The 15,946-nt window shown below is 67.9% G+C and carries 18 protein-coding genes; 6 read left to right on the forward strand and 12 right to left on the reverse strand.

Annotated features, from left to right (window positions below; genetic code table 11):
- Window positions 1-2: 2 nt before the first annotated feature.
- Window positions 3-398: a M23 family metallopeptidase gene (locus VGP60_RS04660; protein WP_327546589.1), complete on the reverse strand. Its 396-nt coding sequence runs from the start codon at window positions 396-398 to the stop codon at window positions 3-5.
- A 472-nt stretch (window positions 399-870) separates the two neighbouring features.
- Between VGP60_RS04660 and VGP60_RS04665 the strand changes: the two genes are divergently transcribed.
- The 4 genes from VGP60_RS04665 (at window position 871) to VGP60_RS04680 (ending at window position 4,998) form a co-directional block, all read left to right on the forward strand.
- A complete protein-coding gene (locus VGP60_RS04665) occupies window positions 871-2,505 on the forward strand; it encodes a PQQ-binding-like beta-propeller repeat protein (RefSeq protein ID WP_327546590.1) in 1,635 nt (544 codons plus the stop codon).
- A gap of 257 nt (window positions 2,506-2,762) precedes the next feature.
- Window positions 2,763-3,320, forward strand: a complete 558-nt coding sequence (locus VGP60_RS04670; protein WP_327546591.1) for a dihydrofolate reductase family protein — start codon at window positions 2,763-2,765, stop codon at window positions 3,318-3,320.
- Window positions 3,321-3,377: 57 nt separating this feature from the next.
- Window positions 3,378-3,542, forward strand: a complete 165-nt coding sequence (locus tag VGP60_RS04675; protein WP_327546592.1) for a hypothetical protein — start codon at window positions 3,378-3,380, stop codon at window positions 3,540-3,542.
- 244 nt (window positions 3,543-3,786) lie between these two features.
- Window positions 3,787-4,998: a permease gene (locus VGP60_RS04680; protein ID WP_327546593.1), complete on the forward strand. Its 1,212-nt coding sequence runs from the start codon at window positions 3,787-3,789 to the stop codon at window positions 4,996-4,998.
- Between the two features lie 142 nt (window positions 4,999-5,140).
- On the opposite strand, the gene VGP60_RS04685 is transcribed toward VGP60_RS04680, so the two are convergent.
- The 4 genes from VGP60_RS04685 to VGP60_RS04700 form a co-directional block, all read right to left on the reverse strand.
- Window positions 5,141-5,674, reverse strand: coding sequence for a DinB family protein (locus VGP60_RS04685; protein ID WP_327546594.1), 534 nt, complete (start codon window positions 5,672-5,674; stop codon window positions 5,141-5,143).
- 58 nt (window positions 5,675-5,732) lie between these two features.
- The gene (locus VGP60_RS04690; protein WP_327546595.1) at window positions 5,733-6,785 is read right to left on the reverse strand and encodes a C40 family peptidase; all 1,053 of its coding nucleotides are present in this window, start codon (window positions 6,783-6,785) and stop codon (window positions 5,733-5,735) included.
- A gap of 213 nt (window positions 6,786-6,998) precedes the next feature.
- The gene (locus VGP60_RS04695; protein WP_327546596.1) at window positions 6,999-9,059 is read right to left on the reverse strand and encodes a cation-translocating P-type ATPase; all 2,061 of its coding nucleotides are present in this window, start codon (window positions 9,057-9,059) and stop codon (window positions 6,999-7,001) included.
- Window positions 9,056-9,418: a metalloregulator ArsR/SmtB family transcription factor gene (locus VGP60_RS04700; RefSeq protein WP_327546597.1), complete on the reverse strand. Its 363-nt coding sequence runs from the start codon at window positions 9,416-9,418 to the stop codon at window positions 9,056-9,058. The genes VGP60_RS04695 and VGP60_RS04700 overlap by 4 nt, the downstream gene beginning before the upstream one ends.
- 427 nt (window positions 9,419-9,845) lie before the next feature.
- Here VGP60_RS04700 and VGP60_RS04705 point away from each other — a divergent pair, with 427 nt between their 5' ends.
- Window positions 9,846-9,980, forward strand: coding sequence for a hypothetical protein (locus VGP60_RS04705; protein WP_327546598.1), 135 nt, complete (start codon window positions 9,846-9,848; stop codon window positions 9,978-9,980).
- A gap of 11 nt (window positions 9,981-9,991) precedes the next feature.
- Here VGP60_RS04705 and VGP60_RS04710 read toward each other — a convergent pair whose 3' ends face one another.
- Window positions 9,992-10,948 (reverse strand): M56 family metallopeptidase, encoded by a 957-nt coding sequence (locus tag VGP60_RS04710; RefSeq protein ID WP_327546599.1) that lies wholly within the window; start codon window positions 10,946-10,948, stop codon window positions 9,992-9,994.
- A complete protein-coding gene (locus tag VGP60_RS04715) occupies window positions 10,945-11,307 on the reverse strand; it encodes a BlaI/MecI/CopY family transcriptional regulator (RefSeq protein WP_327546600.1) in 363 nt (120 codons plus the stop codon). The genes VGP60_RS04710 and VGP60_RS04715 overlap by 4 nt, the downstream gene beginning before the upstream one ends.
- Window positions 11,308-11,426: 119 nt before the next feature.
- Here VGP60_RS04715 and VGP60_RS04720 point away from each other — a divergent pair, with 119 nt between their 5' ends.
- Entirely contained in the window at window positions 11,427-12,026 is a 600-nt protein-coding gene (locus tag VGP60_RS04720) for a copper resistance CopC family protein (protein ID WP_327546601.1), read from the forward strand.
- Between the two features lie 269 nt (window positions 12,027-12,295).
- On the opposite strand, the gene VGP60_RS04725 is transcribed toward VGP60_RS04720, so the two are convergent.
- The 5 genes from VGP60_RS04725 to VGP60_RS04745 form a co-directional block, all read right to left on the reverse strand.
- Window positions 12,296-12,520, reverse strand: a complete 225-nt coding sequence (locus tag VGP60_RS04725) for a hypothetical protein (protein ID WP_327546602.1) — start codon at window positions 12,518-12,520, stop codon at window positions 12,296-12,298.
- 429 nt (window positions 12,521-12,949) lie between these two features.
- Window positions 12,950-13,291, reverse strand: coding sequence for a VOC family protein (locus VGP60_RS04730; protein WP_327546603.1), 342 nt, complete (start codon window positions 13,289-13,291; stop codon window positions 12,950-12,952).
- A 78-nt stretch (window positions 13,292-13,369) separates the two neighbouring features.
- Window positions 13,370-14,248 (reverse strand): hypothetical protein, encoded by an 879-nt coding sequence (locus VGP60_RS04735; RefSeq protein WP_327546604.1) that lies wholly within the window; start codon window positions 14,246-14,248, stop codon window positions 13,370-13,372.
- Complete coding sequence (locus VGP60_RS04740; RefSeq protein WP_327546605.1) at window positions 14,245-15,489, reverse strand: RNA polymerase sigma factor; 1,245 nt, start codon at window positions 15,487-15,489, stop codon at window positions 14,245-14,247. The genes VGP60_RS04735 and VGP60_RS04740 overlap by 4 nt, the downstream gene beginning before the upstream one ends.
- Window positions 15,486-15,872, reverse strand: a complete 387-nt coding sequence (locus tag VGP60_RS04745) for a YciI family protein (RefSeq protein WP_327546606.1) — start codon at window positions 15,870-15,872, stop codon at window positions 15,486-15,488. The genes VGP60_RS04740 and VGP60_RS04745 overlap by 4 nt, the downstream gene beginning before the upstream one ends.
- Between the last annotated feature and the right edge of the window lie 74 nt (window positions 15,873-15,946).

The raw sequence follows: 15,946 nt of genomic DNA on the forward strand, positions 1-15,946 counted from the left end.
TGTCAGGTGAGGGGCGCGCCGTGGTCGGCGAGCCACCCCGCCGGGTCGATGCGCTGGGCGCGCTGCCCGTGGGGCCAGACCTCGAAGTGCAGATGCGGGCCGGTCGACTCGCCGCGAACGCCGATGGTGGCGATCTGCTCCCCCGCCTCGACGTGACTGCCACGGGGCCGGTCGATGGCGTTCATGTGGCCGTAGACGGTGACGGTCCCGTCGGCGTGGCGGACCTGCATCCACGACCCGAACCCCGGCGCGGGCCCGGAGACGATCACCGTGCCGCCCGCGACCGCGCGAATCGGCGTGCCGATCTCGTTGGCGATGTCGACGCCGTAGTGCGTCGTGCTCGGCGACCGCAGCCAGCAGCTGCGGCACTTGCCGCGCCCAAACGGCCACGAGCGCATCGATCGCCCGCACTCGTTTGGGCGCAGTCCCCTTCACCTCGGGCAGGCGGTCCTTCAGGAGCAGCTTCTTCTCCACCGCGAATTCGATCGCGTTGAACACGACAGCGCGTTTCCCGTGTTGGGCCCGGCAGAGAGACTTGCGCGGCGCACCCGGGCTCACCCCGCCAGACGACGGTGACCCGGATGGCTTGCGGTACTGCTATGTCAACGCAGCTGAGGACGGTGCCGCCTCCTCGGCATCGGACGCTTCGGCGGTCGTTTCCTCGTTGGTCTCCGGCTTCGCCGAGAACGCCTGGTCGGGCGGCGCGGATTGGACTGGGTTCCGGGCCCGCATCGAGCAGCACAGAGCGGTTGCCGGCTTCGATCGAGGTGACTTCCGGCCGGTGGAACGGCTCACGAGCTGAGGCTTGCTCTTGCGGGTCTTTCGGCCATTCGCCAGACGCAAACGGCGTAGACCTGTTAGATACGCTGCATGCAGGACAAGAGGCGACGCTGGCGGCCGTTGGCAGTCGCGGTAGGACTGATAGCGGCAGGCGTCGTGGCCGTGACCACGGCTGCCTGGGTAGTGGACGACCTCGCCGTGGGCGGCCCGACCTCAGGTTGGCTCCAGACGTTCACGATCGGCGTCCTGGTGGGCGTCATCGCCGTCGTCGGGCTGCGGAACCGGCGGGCCCCGGCCTTGGGCTGGGTGCTCGCGGCGGTCTCGCTGGGCCTCACGGCGCTGGCCGTGCTCCGGTTCGTCGCCCAGTACAAGATCGGTTTCCCGGGCACCGGCTCGCTGCTCGCGGTGATCGGCGGCCTCGCGGTGGCCGCAGGCGCATTGCTGATCCTTCCGGTTCCGCCTGGGCGGTGGCGGCTTCCGCCGGTCCGGAGTGGACTGTCAGCCGCTGCCGCGGTGCTGCTGGCGGCCGCGATCGCCACGCCGTTGGTGCTGACCGCACCGGAATGGCCCGTGACGAGCGGTACCGCGTCCGCGACCGGCACGCCCCCGCCGATCCCGGACTCGGTGACCCAGGTCGCCTGGTCGACCGAAGTGGACGGACGTGTCCGGGACGTCGTAGCGGGCGGCACAGGCGCTGTCGTCCTGTTCGAAGACGGCGTGGCCGGCGTGGACGGCACCACCGGCGACCTCCGGTGGAGCCGCCGCCGGGCGGGCTCCGAAGCCAAGAACATCTACGCGAGCCCCGACGGCCGGACCGTGCTGGTGCAGCTGAACCCGTACGACCAGGACTCGTTCCAGTGGGAGGCCGTCGACGCCATCACCGGTGAGCTCCGGTTCACCGAGCCCAGTACCGGGCGCCCGTTCTCGGGGACGCAGGCCTGGATGACGAACACCTCCTTCATCAGGGCAGACCTGAAGCGGACGAAGTTCACCGCCCACTCGCTCACCGACGGCAGCGAGCTGTGGACGTACTCCGCACCGGACGACTGCCGGATCGTCAACGACTCCAACCAGTTTCTCGCGCATGGCACTGGTTTCCTGCTCGCACTGGGCTGCGGCCGCGAAGTGCGTTACGTGTCCCTCGACGGCGCCACCGGCAAGATCCAATGGCAGCACGAATGGCGGGTTCCCGAACCGCAGTACACCGAAGTGGACGTGCGGATCGACCGCGCCACCGACGGCCGGCTGGTCCAGGTGTACGTGCCCGACGCGACCACGGAGACCCAGTTCACCGTGTTCGACACGGAAACGGGAACCGTGGTGCCCGCACCCCTCGACCTCAACCTGAGGACCAGCGGAATAGGCATCGTGGACGCGCCTGACGGGCGAAAGCTGTGGGACGTCCGCGCGAACCACCCGGTCGCCACCGAAAGCGGTGACGTGCTGCGGTGCGCGCTGGACCAGAAGACCTTGCTGCGGGGAGGGCTGCTGTGCGCCGACAGTTCCGTGACACCGTACGTCAAGGATGGGACGGCCAAGCTGTCGATCGTGCGGTTCGGGGAGACCGCCGTCCGTCCGCTGACGGTTTCCCTGGGCGGACCGTTCGCCGTGCAGACCCGCCCTCTGGACCCGTTCGTCAGCGAAGCGGTCTTCGGCGCGGTCGTCGGGTACACCACCTACCAGCCGGCTGATGGGCACCGATCACAGATCGTCGGGTTGCGGTGACCAGAAGCAGCGACCACCGGCAAAACCGGCGCGCGTGCTACCGAGGGGCGAGATCCACCTGGACGGTCCGGTGATCACTGCCGTTCGGCAGCACCACGTCCGGACCAGCTCCGCGCATAGACCAGCGAGGTGGCTCCTTGGTTCCTGGTCGCAGGAGCGTGCGAGGAGGCGGCAAGCGACCTCTGGACCCAACGCCCGACTACCGTGCTGGCCGGGTCGGTGGAACAGACTGACGTGCTCGTACCCGAAGGAGACGCATGGCAAAGCTCATCTACTCGATGATCACCTCGCTCGACGGCTACGCCGAGGCGGCGGAGGGCGACCTCGGCACCGGGGCCGAGGATCAGGAGGTGCATACCTTCATCAACGATCTCTTCCGCTCCGTCGGCACGTATCTCTACGGCCGGCGGATGTACGAGACGATGGTCTACTGGGAGACCGTGCACACCGAGCCCGACCTCCCGCCGCACATCCTGCAGTACGCCCGCGACTGGCGGGCCGCGGAGAAGGTCGTGTACTCCACGACGCTGGAGTCGGTGTCCAGCGCGAAGACCAGGATCGAGCGGACCTTCGACCCGGACGCGGTGCGCAAGCTCAAGGCCGAGGCTGATCACGACCTCTCCGTCGACGGCCCGAACCTCGCGGCCCAGGCGATCGCGGCCGGCCTGGTGGACGAGTACCACCTGTTCATCACCACGAGCGTGGTCGGCGGCGGCAAGCGGTTCTTCCCCGACGGCGTGCGCCTCGATCTCGCGTTGGTCGAGGAGCGTGCCTTCGACAGCGGACTGATCTACGCGCGCTACCGGACCCGCTGAGCCGCACCGGTTGGTGACGCTGCCGGCGGCCGAGCCAGAGCAGGTGAGACTGGTCGCGTGGACAGTGGCAGAGCGATCTCCTTCGTCACCCTCGGCACGCGCGACCTGCCGACACTGCGGTCGTTCTACCGCTCGTGGGGCTGGACCGAGCGCGACGGCGGTGACGACGAGTCGCCACGGTGGGCTTCCCGCCGGGACGCTCTTCAGCGGCGATTCAATTGACGATGCCGCGTCATCACCGGTAGCCGATTTGCACAGCAAGCTTGTGGCGTTGGTATCAGTTGTTATGACGTGTCTGACAACAGGACGATTACTACTCACCGGCCGACGCGTCTTTCGGCCAACTCGCACGATGTGCACCATTGATGTACATCTAACGTGCAAAGCACCATGACAGAACCATTTCGGCGGGCTACATTGCCGAGCGACAATACCCCTCGCGGGTATTCCGGACGAGGTGGTCGCAGTGGAAGCAATCGGACACGCACTGGCCCTGGCCGGGTCCATGACGTGGGAGATCCTGTGGGCGTTGATTCTCGGCTTCACGTTGTCGGCGGTCGTTCAGGCCGTTGTCAGGAAGTCGACGATCGTGCGGTTGCTCGGCGACGACCGGCCCCGCACCCTGGCGCTGGCCTCCGCATTAGGCGCTGCGTCATCGTCGTGCTCCTACGCCGCAGTCGCCTTGGCCCGGTCCCTATTTCGTAAGGGCGCCAATTTCACGGCCGCGATGGCGTTCGAGATCGGTTCCACCAATCTGGTCGTGGAACTGGGCGTCATCATGGCCCTGCTGATGGGCTGGCAGTTCACCGTCGCGGAGTTCGTCGGCGGTCCCATCATGATCGTTCTGCTGGCGGTGCTGTTCCGCTTGTTCGTCCGCGGGCGGCTCATCGAGAAGGCCCGGGAGCAGGCGGACAAGGGCCTGGCCGGCTCGATGGAAGGCCACGCGGCCATGGACATGTCCGTGCGGGGCGAGGGATCGTTCTGGCGAAGACTGGGTTCAGCCCAGGGATTCACCGCGGTGGCGCATGTGTTCGTGATGGAGTGGGCGGCGATTCTGCGCGACCTGGTGATCGGCCTGCTCATCGCCGGAGCGATCGGCGCGTGGGTGCCGAACGAGTTCTGGCACGGTTTTTTCCTGACCGACCACCCGGTGTTGTCCGCGGTATGGGGCCCGATCGTCGGACCGGTCGTGGCGATCCTGTCGTTCGTGTGCTCGATCGGGAATGTGCCACTCGCCGCGGTGCTGTGGAACGGCGGCATCAGCTTCGGGGGCGTGGTCGCGTTCATCTTCGCCGACCTGCTGATCCTGCCGATCCTCAACATCTACCGGAAGTACTACGGCGCGAAAATGGCCCTCGTGCTGCTGGGCACCTTCTATGCCGCGATGGTCGGCGCGGGTTACCTCGTCGAACTCATCTTCGGTGTCACCGGGCTCATCCCCGCCGAGCGATCCGCAACGGTGATGCAGGAGGGGATCTCGTGGAACTACACCACCTGGCTCAACATCGTCTTCCTCATCGTGGCTGCCGTGCTCGTCGTCCGGTTCTTCCAGACCGGCGGGCTCGCCATGCTCCGGATGATGGGCGGACCGCCCGAGGGGCCCACCCAGCAAGAGCACCAGCCGCCCCAGACTGCCACGGAAGGCCAGCCAGGAGCGACCGATCAGCATCGCCCCTGACCACAACGTCGCCGAAAGCGGCAGGCGGCTACTTCAAGGGATGTTCTCCTGGTTCGGTGAGCATGCTGATGATCACGACCACCTACGTCTTCGTGGCGTCCGACAGCCTGCGGCTGCGCCGCTTCCGCAGTACCTCACCCCATCAGACCTGACCGCTTCCACCGTCGTGCAGCGTGAGCTGTCGACGGTGGAAGTCGAAATGCTGGGTGGGAAAGCGGTAGACGTCCGCCAGGGTCATGAAGTCTTCGAAGAACGGATCCCACCGGGCGGGGTAATGCATGCCGCGGGCGAGGTCGGCGTCGGTTTCGGCGTCCAGCCGGTGGTGCAGCTTCGCGATCACCCGATCAAACATCACGGCCATGCGTTCGCAGCCGAGAAATGTTCCGCCCAGCCACGAACCTGCGTAGTTCACGACGTCGAACGGCGCCGTCGCCGCGTTCAGCAGTCGTGCATAGGCCCGGCTGACTCGGGCGGGGAGCCGGCCGAACACCCGCACCAGCGTCAGCAGCGCACGCATGATCAGGTAGCCGAGGAGCATGTGGAACAGCAACTGCTTATTGGTCCAGCGCGTGCCGTCCGACAACCGCAGCAGGTCCGCCTTACTTGCTCCGTCGACGAGCTGGTGAAAGGCGTCGCGAGCCCGTTCCATGTCGTCGTGCACGGCTCGCTTGTCCATGCCTGCAGTGTCCGCCGTATCAGGAGATCAGGCCAGCTCTGGCGATACCTCGGGGTGGTCAACCGACCATGCGGCGCGCACCCATCAGATGACCGTCACCCTTCATCGGACGCACGTCGACAAGTTGCCCTTCCGTTGGCGCGTCGACCATTTTGCCGCTGCCGACGTACATGCTGACGTGATGGATGGCTCCCGCGTTGCCGGTGCCGTCGTCGTAGAAGAGGAGATCGCCCGGCTGCAAAGCGTTCAATGGCACCGATTTACCCGCACCGAACTGCTGCCTGCTGGTTCGTGGGATCGTCACTCCGGCTTGCTTGTATGCCCAGCTCGTCAGGCCGGAGCAGTCGAACTCGCCCGGCCCGGTGGCGCCCCACTGGTATTGCGAACCGCGCTTGGACAAGGCGGCTTGCAGAGCGTCGTTGGCGGCTCCGGGCGGACCGAGGTACGAGCCGGAATCCTGCACCTTGCCCAGGGCGGCCTTGTCGGCCGAGGGCAGGCGGTTGATCGCCTTCCTGACTTCCTTGATCTGCGCTTCGAGATCGGTCTTGCGGGTGCGTACGTCGTCAACCGCACGCTGGGCCGCGTCAGCTGCCTCGAAGGCGCGTTTTTGTGTCTCCGCAGCGATATTCCGCGCCGCATCGGCGTCGCCCGAAGCGCTTCGGAGTTTGCCCATCGAGTCGGCGTTGTTGCTCGCGACGACGCCGAGCATGGCCATCCGTTCCAGGAACGCCTGGCTCGACTCGCTCGTGAGCATCGCGCCTACCCTGGCGAATTGTGCGCCAGTGAACGCGGCGCCGGCCAAAGCGTCCACTTGACCCTGAAACCGCTGTTCGGCGCCTTTGGCTTGTTCCAGCACCTTGACCGCGGCGGAGACGTCGGCATCGGCTCGCCGCCGAGCGGCTTGGCTTTTCGTCACAGTGTCCTGCGCTTGCAGGAAGTCTTCGTCTGCTTTGGCGGCCTGCGTTCCCAGCTCCAGGTAGCGCTGCATCGGGTCGCTGGTGCCGCCCGGTGGCGAAGGCTGAGCGATGCTCGGCGTCCCTCCCAGTGCGATGGTCAGGACAGCGCAGGTGGCAAGTGCCTTGATCAGAATGCGAGAGTGGTTCGGGCGCACGAGTGCAATATCTCCTCTGAAACCCGCCGTTGCGGGTTCGTGACCTGTCGGATTGCGCCAGGGTAAGGAAAATCTCCAGCCGTGTCTACTATCCAGCCTAGTACGTGGCAGATAGTAGGTTTCGTCACAACAAGACGTGAGACCAGAGGACTGTTTCCCTGCTACCGCAAAGCAATCACGTCGTTGCTCTGCGTCAGCGACGCCGAGGCATTGTCAGGGTTTGCGGGCCGTGAGCGGCAGTGATGTCGTCGTGCGCGCCGTGTGCGTAAGGGGTTTCGCGGCAGGAGCACAGCATGCGCATCCTTCCTCTACCACGGTCGTCACCGGCGCGAGCGGGATCTGCTGCAGGGCAACGGGTTCGGGCTTGGCCGAACCGGCCAGCGGGCGGAGTCGTCCCGCGCGGACACCGTTGCCGATGACGAAGACCTCGGCGACTTCGTGGATCAGCACGACCGTGGCGAGGCCGAGGATGCCGAAGGCGGCCAAGGGAACCAGAGAGAGCACGATCAACGCCGACAGCCCGATGTTCTGCAGCATGATGACGCGGGCACGGCGCGCGTGCGCGAGCGCTTGGGGCAAGTGGCGCAGGTCGGTGCCCATCAGCGCGACGTCGGCGGCTTCGATCGCGACGTCGGTGCCCATGGCTCCCATGGCGATACCGACGTCGGCGGTGGCCAGCGCGGGGGCGTCGTTGACGCCGTCGCCGACCATCGCGACCGCGCCGCGGCGCTGTGCGCGGAGCTTCTCGACGAGGGCGGCTTTGTCGGTGGGGAGCAGTTCGGCGTGGACGTCGGTGATGCCGGCCCGGGCGGCCAGCGCGGTGGCGGTGCGGATGTTGTCGCCGGTGAGCATGCTGACCGAGACCCCGGACGCACGCAGCGCGCTGACGGTTTCGGCGGCTTCGGGGCGCAGTTCGTCGCGGATGCCGATGATGCCGAGCACGGTTCCGCGGTGTTCGATGACGGCGACGGTCGCGCCGGCGTCCTGCAGGCGGGTCACGTCGTCGCGCAGTGATCCCGCGTCGATCCAGCCCGGCTTGCCCAGCCGCGCGGGAGCGCCGTCGACGGTGCCTTCCAGTCCGGCACCGGGCACAGTGGACACGTCGTCCGCGTGGCGGGATTCCGGTGCGGCGGCGAGGATCGCGGCGGCCAGCGGGTGTTCGCTGCGGGCTTCCAGTGCGGCGGCGACAGCGAGGACCTGCGGTGCGGTCGTGCCGCCGGCGGGGACGATGCCGGTGACGACGGGCTGGTTGCGAGTCAGGGTCCCGGTCTTGTCCAGTGCGACGACCCGGACGGCACCGAGGGTTTCCAGTGCCGCACCACCCTTGACGAGGACACCGAGCCGGGTGGCCGCGCCGACCGCGGCGACGACGGTGACCGGCACGGAGATCGCCAGCGCGCACGGCGCGGCGGCCACCAGTACGACCAGTGCCCGTTCGATCCAGGTCGCCGGGTCGCCCAGGAGGGCGCCGAGTCCGGCGATCAGCGCCGCGAGGACCATGATCGCGGGCACCAGCGGGCGGGCGATGCGGTCGGCGAGGCGCTGGCGGGTGCCTTTGCGTTGCTGGGCGTCTTCGACGATGCGTACGACCTTGGCCAGCGAGTTGTCCTCGACGGTCGCGGTGGCTTGGATGGTGAGCACGCCGTTGGCGTTGATGGATCCGGCGAAAACAGTGTCCCCTGGGCCGGTTTCGACGGGCATCGACTCGCCGGTGATCGCCGATGTGTCCACAGAGGATTGTCCGTCGAGAACAATGCCGTCGCTGGCGACACGTTCCCCGGCGCGCACCAGCATCCGGTCGCCGACGCGCAGTTCGGCCGCGGCGATGACGGTCTGGAGGCCGCCGCGCAGGATGGTCACCTGCGTCGGGACCAGCGCCAGAAGTGCGCGCAGGCCGCGGCGGGTGCGGGTCAGCGAGTAGTCCTCGAGGGCTTCGCTGATGGAGAAGAGGAAGGCGAGCGCGGCGGCTTCGGCGAACTGGCCGAGGACGAGGGCACCGACCAGTGCGATGGTCATCAGGGTGCCGACGCCGATGCGGCGGCGTGCCAGCGAGCGCAGGGTGCCGGGGACGAAGGTCCACCCGCCGATCGCGGCGGCCACGAGGTGCAGGACGACGCTGGTGGTGGCCGAACCCGCGAGCTGGGCGAGGAAGCCCGCTGCGAGCAGGATCCCGGCGACGGCGGCGAACTGCAGTTCCCGTACCTGCCAGAGCCTCAGCGAAGTGTCGTCGTCGTGGTGGTCGTCATGGCCGGGGCCGCAGCAGGCGTCGCTCACGCGAGTTCTCCGTTCGCGGTGGCGCCGACGGCGGCGGCGAGCAGCTGGTGGCCGGTCGGGTTGAGCCGGTACATGACGAGCTTGCCGTCGCGGCGCGAGTCGACCAGCCCGGCCGAGCGCAGCTGGCGCAGGTGATGGGAGACGAGCCCCTGGGAGGACCCGACGATCCACGCCAGGTCACAGACGCACAGCTCGTCCCCAACGTGCAGGGCATGCGCGATCCGCAAACGGGTCTGGTCGCCCAGCGCCCGCAGTCGTTCCGCGCGCAGGACGATCTCCTCGGCCGACGGCAGCGCCGCGCGCAGGGCCTCGGCGTGGTCGAAGTCGATGCACAGCAGGTCACAGCGGTCGTCACTCATACCAACAATCTAACGGGCGTTGATATGTTTGGGCAAACAGCCTGACGAAGGAGAGCACCACCGATGACCGTGACCGGCAAGGTCGAGCCGTACACCGCGACCGAAGCCAACCGCTGCACCCCGCTCGTGCGGGTCCAGACCGCCCAGCCCATCCCCGTTCCAGCAGATCCGTACGAATATTGATCGGCACCGATCAGTGGACTGGTCGCCTGATCCTTACCCCAGGCCTCAGCCCTGCGCCGGATGTCGTTCGCGGGTGCGCTGTGGGGTGCTGGGTCACAGCCGGACGTTCAAGCTCCGAGAAGGGTCCGAGCCTTACCGTTGACCGGGATCGATTTCAGCCCAGCCACGCTGGAGATCGCCCGTCGGCGCTCCGCCGAACTGGGGCATGAGGTGATTCTGCGGGAAGCAGACGCTCAGGCACCGGGTGCTGCGGCCGGGCGGCACGTCACTGCTGCTCGAACAGGCCGGACTGGTGGTGCGACGGCAGGAACGGCTGAAGGCTGGCACTGTCGAACGTGTCGCCGCGGTCAAACCGGTCGACGCCGTCGGCCAGGATTGACGGCCCGCCGATCAGAAACCGGCGGCCACGCACACGATCGAACCGAACGCGAACAGCATCGTCGCGCCGGTCGCGAGCGGGAGTACCGCCGCGGTGAGCCCGGCAGCGGCACACGACAACACCCGGCGCGGACCCATCGGGACAGGCGTGCCGTAGTCCAGTCGTTCGAGCCGCACGTCGACGGCGTCCCGGCCCATGGCCAGCCCCGTATCCGGAACGCCGGAGCCGGATACACCCAGCAACGCCGTCCGCACCGCCGAAACCCCGTGCCGGCGCACAGCGCTCACGTCGGCCGCGAGTTCGACGAGTTCGCGGATCGCGGCCGGGGCGCGCTCGAAGAGCGGCAGGAACGCCAGCACGGTCCGCAGCGCGCTCACCGATGAGACCAACTGATGGTGACGGCCATTGAGGTGCGCACGCTCATGCGCCAGCACCGCGGCCACCCCGGCGGGATCGAGATGGCGGGTGAGCCCATCGGTAGCCACCACCAGGCCGGGGTTGCCCGCCATACTGAACGCAAGTGGTCGATCATGCGCGAGCCAGAGCGTCGTCGGTGACGTGGCGTCCTGACGGCCGGCGATCCGGAGCGCGGACAGATGCCGCCGCCGGACCCGCGACCGGCCGCGCATTCCCCGGACTCCGACGACAGCCAGCCTTGTCCCGAGTGCGAGCAGGACGACGACGCCGAGAACTCCCCCGGTTTCCTCGGCGCTCGGTACCGCTCCGTGCTGCAGGGAATCCAGGCAGTCGTGCGCCGCGATCAGCATGGTTCCCAGCACGCCGTGGGTCGGCGTCAGCAACAAGGCGACACCGGTCACGGCGGCGACCACGACGCCGAGCATCGAGAGCAGCCAGCACACGATCAGCACGACCGGATCCCACCACCGGGTGTCCGCGGCGCCCAGTCCACGGGGAATCACCCAGGCAGCGGCGGCGGCTCCCGCGAGCAAGCCCAAGGCCACGATCATCGCCGACGTCCCTTGGCACGTAAGCCTTTGCGCAGGAGTTCGGATTCCTCGTCCGAAGCGGACCGGGCGAAGTGCAACAGCACACCTTCGGGATTTCCAGACGACTCCAGCACTTCTCGCAACGCGCGCGCCGCCGCGGCCTCACGGCTGATCTCAGGTTCGTAACGGTAGGCCTTGCCGTCGAGCTCGCGTCGTACCCAGCCTTTGCGATGCAGGTTGTCGAGCACGGTCATGACGGTGGTGTAGGCGAGCTGTTTCGGTGTCCGCAACCGATCGAGCACGTCGCGGACCTTGGCCGGCTCCGCCGAGTCCCACAGCACCCCCATCACCGCGGTTTCGAGATCACCGAGCCCGTACATCACCCTCCCCGATCTGTCCCGTGACGAACGCGAGTACCTGCTCAGATTAGCGTGCGGGAACTTTCTGTTCGCGGAACGCGACTTATGAGCTGTATCAGCTCACGACGATGGGTTCCAGAATGACTTTCCGACGTTTGTCCGCCGCACTGCTGCTGGCCGGTGTGGCGCTGGTGACCACCGCCGCACCGGCGTCGGCGCATACCTCACTGAAAAGCAGCAACCCGGCGAAGGGTGCCTCGCTCGCGGCCGCTCCGACGCAGATCGAGCTGACGTTCAATGAGGCCGTGGGCCTGCCCGCGGATCCGATCACGGTCCAGGGCCCGGACGGCACCGCCTGGGCCGTCGGGAAGGCGTCCGCAGCCGGAGCCGTCATCACCGCACCGGTGACACCCGCGGGCCCTGCGGGTGAGTACTCGATCAAGTACAAGGTGACCGCCGACGACGGCGACACGATCACCGGCACTGTCGCGTTCACCCTCACCGCACCGGTCGCTCCCAGCACGACGTCCCCGCCTCCGTCCACCGCGCCGTCCTCGCAACCCAGTGCCCTGCCTGTGAACAGTTCGTCGCCAGCGGTGGCGGCACCGGCTTCCGATGCCGGCGGTAGCGGCGGCCTGCCGGCCTGGGCATGGATCCTCATCGCTGTAGGGATCCTCGCGGTGGTGGCATTCGGCGCGGTTCTCGGCAGCCGCGGCCGATCACCCGCCGACAAGTATTGATGGGAAGGTCAAAGGTGGCGTCGCTCGGAAGCGAAGTTTCGCACTTTGGTGAGAAAGTGCCGCTCGGCTTGGCGCCCGAGGTTATGAAGGCCCCCTTCACGGCGTCAGACGCTGCGAAGGAGGCCTTCACGGCGTTCCCGGGGGTCCGCTGGGTGTTTCCGCGGGGTGGGGGCCGCGTTGTCGTTAAGGCATGCGATCACTCAGAGGACAGTGATCCAGTACGTCCAGAACGCTTGCAGGGCGGCCAGTGCGACAGCCAGGTACCACAATCAGGACGACGGTGTGGTACCTGACGAGGAGCTGGACACCGGGTCGCCAGGACGCCGGAACCGGCAGGTGTCCGTGCGGTCAGCGACAACTCGGGCGGTGGTGGCCGGGTCATTCCACGCCGCCTCGAACCTGGCCATGTCCAGACCGAGCTCACGGGCGAACCCGCGGAACGTCTCGGCGTGGGACACGTCCTGGTCGCCCCACTGCGACTGAGTTTCGTACATCCTGCGGTACATGGGTGACTTTGTCGCCGTATTCGGCGCAGCTGCTCCACGCCGGGGAATGCCGCTCCGCACGCCTCGCATTCCAGGTCGAGGAACTCCACCACGGTCACCTTGCCGTCGGCGGCAGTCGACAAGCGGTGACTGTCCAGGCGCACCAAAACCGACGAGGGCACCGCGGGGCTGCCCGCCCTCGGGACCGGCCGAGGCGGCGGCGGGCGGCGTGTCCGGCCGGTTCACCAGGACCAGGATCGCCACCACCGCGGTGACCACCGCCAGGGATCAGGGGGTCGAGATCCCTGTTGCTCCCGCAGCGGGCACAGCAGACCACTCGTCTTCGACCCCATTGGCGAACGTCGGCCGCGTGGCCAGTTGCGGTGCGACCTGCGGTGTGGGAGGCGCCCGCGCGGCGCATCTCCCACAACCGGTGGTTCAGTCGCGCGAGGCGGGTTCGTAGAGGCTGAACGGGGTGTGCTGGTTGTCCTGGCAGTGCGCGATCCGCCCGATGCCGGGCACGATCTGGACCTCCTCGCTGGTGCCGCCGAGCTCGTGGAGGCGCTTGACCGAGGCGTCGATGTCGTCGGTGGCGAAGTAGACCCGCGGGTGGGTGAAACCTTCTTCGCGGGGCGCGATCGCGCCGGCGGGGCCGTTCTCGATCACGTGATAGTCGCCGCCGAATTCACTGGTGCCCCACCCGAACAACTGTCCGTAGAAGGTGCGGGCCTGTGCGGTGTCGGCGGCGGGTAGCTCGAACCAGTTGATCTGTCCAGGCATGGCGGAGATCCTTTCGGTAGTTGTCGGCTGACACACGAAGGACGAACAACCGCGCCTGTTCTCGACAGGTTCCCGGGATCAGTCCGCGCTTTTGTTTCGGACGGCGCGCAGTCCGGCATCGTGACTGCGCAGCGCGGCGCCGACAGCGGCCGCGACGGTGATCTCGAAGATCTCCTCCTCGGAGTGTTCCGCGGTGAGGCGGTCGATGTCGGCGTCGGTCACCCGGTACGACGTGTCGCGGACCGTCGCGGTGTAGGACTTCCAGGGTTCGGGGAGCGAGCCTCCGGACGCGGCGGCCGCGCGCAGAGCGGGTTCGGTGGCCGCGGGTGCGTCGAGCACCGCATGCCGCAGGTTCTCGACGACGTCACCGCTGTCGGTGCCGTCCCCGCCGGCGAGCAGGAAACCGGGGAACCGGTAGCCGAACCGGTGCAGGGAACGGGTACCACTGTGCAATTGGCCGTCACGCAACACGAAACCGAACGCGTTGGCCAGGCGGTTGACCACATTCCACACGAGATTGACGCGCAGCGCCTCCAACAGTGCCTGCTCGGGAAGGTCCGCGACACCACTGCCGTCGACGTGATCCGGTGTCCGGGAAACCGTGCCGAGAAAGTCACGCACCTGGCGCAGTTCGGGGCGAGCCGAGGCGGGATCGTCCGGATCGATTTCACCGTGGCCGGCGATCCGGACGAGCTCGGCATGGGTGACGACACAGAACGGGCACTCGTGCAGTTGCGCGGTACTCATCGCCAGGTACTCACGCTCCCCCGCCGTCCAGTACGACGGCCCGCGCATGGCATCGGCCGTGATGACCAGTAGCGGGCGCGCGAAGAAGTCAGGCCGGTACAGCAGCATCTTCACGATGTCCGGACTGTCCACACGGGACAGAGCGGAGGTGGCGGTGAGGAACAGCTTCGCACGGCGGCGGTGGCCGTCGTCGAGGATGGACAGTCTCATGTGGACTCCGGGGTATCGAGGGCGAGCAGTCGCCCGGCGAGGAATCGGCGGTCCGCCGGGTTGGCGGCGAGTTCGTGAGCGCGCCGGTAGGCGACCGCGGCCTCCTCCGGCCGGTCGAGGCGGCGCAGCAGGTCGGCCCGTGCGGCGTGGAGCAGGTGGTACTGCTCGAGCCCGTCGATCCGGTCGATCAGCGCCAGCCCGTCGGCGGGTGTCCTGGCCATGGCGACGGCGACCGCGTGGTTCAGCGCGATCACCGGCGACGGCGCCACCATGAGCAACTCGGCGTACACGGTCGCGATACGGGGCCAGTCTGTCTGGCCGGGTGTCGCGGCCTGGGCGTGCAGCGCGGCGATCGTGGCCTGGAGCTGGTACGGCCCGGGCGTCCCATGGCGCAACGCTCGGCCCAGCAACCCGACCGCTTCGGTGATTTCGGTTCGGTCCCACCGCGTGCGGTCTTGGTCATCCAGGAGGATCACGTCACCGGTGGTGGTGTGACGGGCGGCGGTCCGCGAGTCGTGCAGCAGCAGCAACGCGACCAGTCCGAGCGCTTCGGGTTCGTCGGGCATGAGGGTGGCGACGAGCTTGCCGAGCCGGATCGCTTCCTGGCGCAGTGTGTGGTGCTCGGGGGTGGCTGTGTAGCCCTGGGTGAAGATCAGGTACACCACCGCCAGCACGCCGGAAAGCCGTTCGGGCAGGAGGTGATCGGCCGGGACTTCGAGGCTGATGCCGGCGTCGCGGATCTTTCGTTTGGCGCGCACCAGACGTTGCGCCAGCGTGGTTTCCCCGACCAGGAACATCCGCGCGATCTGTCCCGCGGTCAGCCCGGCGACGGCTTGCAGCGTCAGCGCCACCCGTGCCTGTTCGGCCAGGGCGGGGTGGCAGCAGGTGAAGATCAGGCTCAAGCGTTCGTCGCCCACGGTGAGCAGGCTTTCCTCGCCGAAGTCGGTCATCGTCGTCACCGTGTCCGCGCGGGGCCCCTGCTCGATCTGCTCCTGCTTGTCCCGGCCCAGGCGTGCGCGCCGGAGCCGGTCGATCGCCTGGTTGCGGGCCACCGTCAGCAGCCAGGCGACCGGGTCGTCGGGGACCAGGTCGCCCCACCGGCGCAGCGCCATCGCGCACGCGTCTTGCAACGCGTCCTCGGCCAGCTCGAAATCGCCGAGCGCACGCACCAGCGCCGCGAGCATCCGTGCCCGATGTTCGCGGTACACCCGCTCCACCACAGGTGCGGGTGAGACGGTCATTCGCCGGTGGTCGCCAAATCCACGGGCCTGTGGTCCAGGCCCGGCACTCCCGCGAGCGGCCGCACCTCGATCGAGCCCACCGCTGCCATCGGGCACAACGCCGCCAGCTCGAGCGCCTCGTCCAGACTCGGGCAGTCCAGGACGTAGTAGCCACCGAGGTGTTCATGGGTTTCCACGAAAGGGCCGTCGGTGATCAGCGTCCGGCCATCCCGGACGCTGAGGGTGGTCGCGGTGCTTTCCGGCTGCAGCGGGGCGCCTCCCACGAGCGCTCCCCGGCGGCGGCACTCGTCGGCGAAGGCGTTCACCGCGGCCAGCGCCTCGGCGAACCCCTGGTCAGCGGGGCCGGGCCGCTCGCAGTTGTAGATCAGCAGCATGTACTGCACAAGATCCTCCACTCACCGGTAGCCATGTCGGTCGAAAGGATGACGAACAGGCCGACCGTATCTCGACAACCCGG

The sequence above is a fragment of the Amycolatopsis sp. genome (genome assembly GCF_036008905.1).
Classification (GTDB): domain Bacteria; phylum Actinomycetota; class Actinomycetes; order Mycobacteriales; family Pseudonocardiaceae; genus Amycolatopsis.

Excerpts from the sequence above, each read along its gene's own strand:
- VGP60_RS04660 (WP_327546589.1), bottom strand. The coding sequence starts at position 398 with ATGCGCTCGTGGCCGTTTGGGCGCGGCAAGTGCCGCAGCTGCTGGCTG.
- VGP60_RS04665 (WP_327546590.1), top strand. The coding sequence starts at position 871 with ATGCAGGACAAGAGGCGACGCTGGCGGCCGTTGGCAGTCGCGGTAGGA.
- VGP60_RS04670 (WP_327546591.1), top strand. The coding sequence starts at position 2,763 with ATGGCAAAGCTCATCTACTCGATGATCACCTCGCTCGACGGCTACGCC.
- VGP60_RS04685 (WP_327546594.1), bottom strand. The coding sequence starts at position 5,674 with ATGGACAAGCGAGCCGTGCACGACGACATGGAACGGGCTCGCGACGCC.
- VGP60_RS04700 (WP_327546597.1), bottom strand. The coding sequence starts at position 9,418 with ATGAGTGACGACCGCTGTGACCTGCTGTGCATCGACTTCGACCACGCC.
- VGP60_RS04710 (WP_327546599.1), bottom strand. The coding sequence starts at position 10,948 with ATGATCGTGGCCTTGGGCTTGCTCGCGGGAGCCGCCGCCGCTGCCTGG.
- VGP60_RS04715 (WP_327546600.1), bottom strand. The coding sequence starts at position 11,307 with ATGTACGGGCTCGGTGATCTCGAAACCGCGGTGATGGGGGTGCTGTGG.
- VGP60_RS04720 (WP_327546601.1), top strand. The coding sequence starts at position 11,427 with ATGACTTTCCGACGTTTGTCCGCCGCACTGCTGCTGGCCGGTGTGGCG.
- VGP60_RS04725 (WP_327546602.1), bottom strand. The coding sequence starts at position 12,520 with ATGTACGAAACTCAGTCGCAGTGGGGCGACCAGGACGTGTCCCACGCC.
- VGP60_RS04730 (WP_327546603.1), bottom strand. The coding sequence starts at position 13,291 with ATGCCTGGACAGATCAACTGGTTCGAGCTACCCGCCGCCGACACCGCA.
- VGP60_RS04735 (WP_327546604.1), bottom strand. The coding sequence starts at position 14,248 with ATGAGACTGTCCATCCTCGACGACGGCCACCGCCGCCGTGCGAAGCTG.
- VGP60_RS04740 (WP_327546605.1), bottom strand. The coding sequence starts at position 15,489 with ATGACCGTCTCACCCGCACCTGTGGTGGAGCGGGTGTACCGCGAACAT.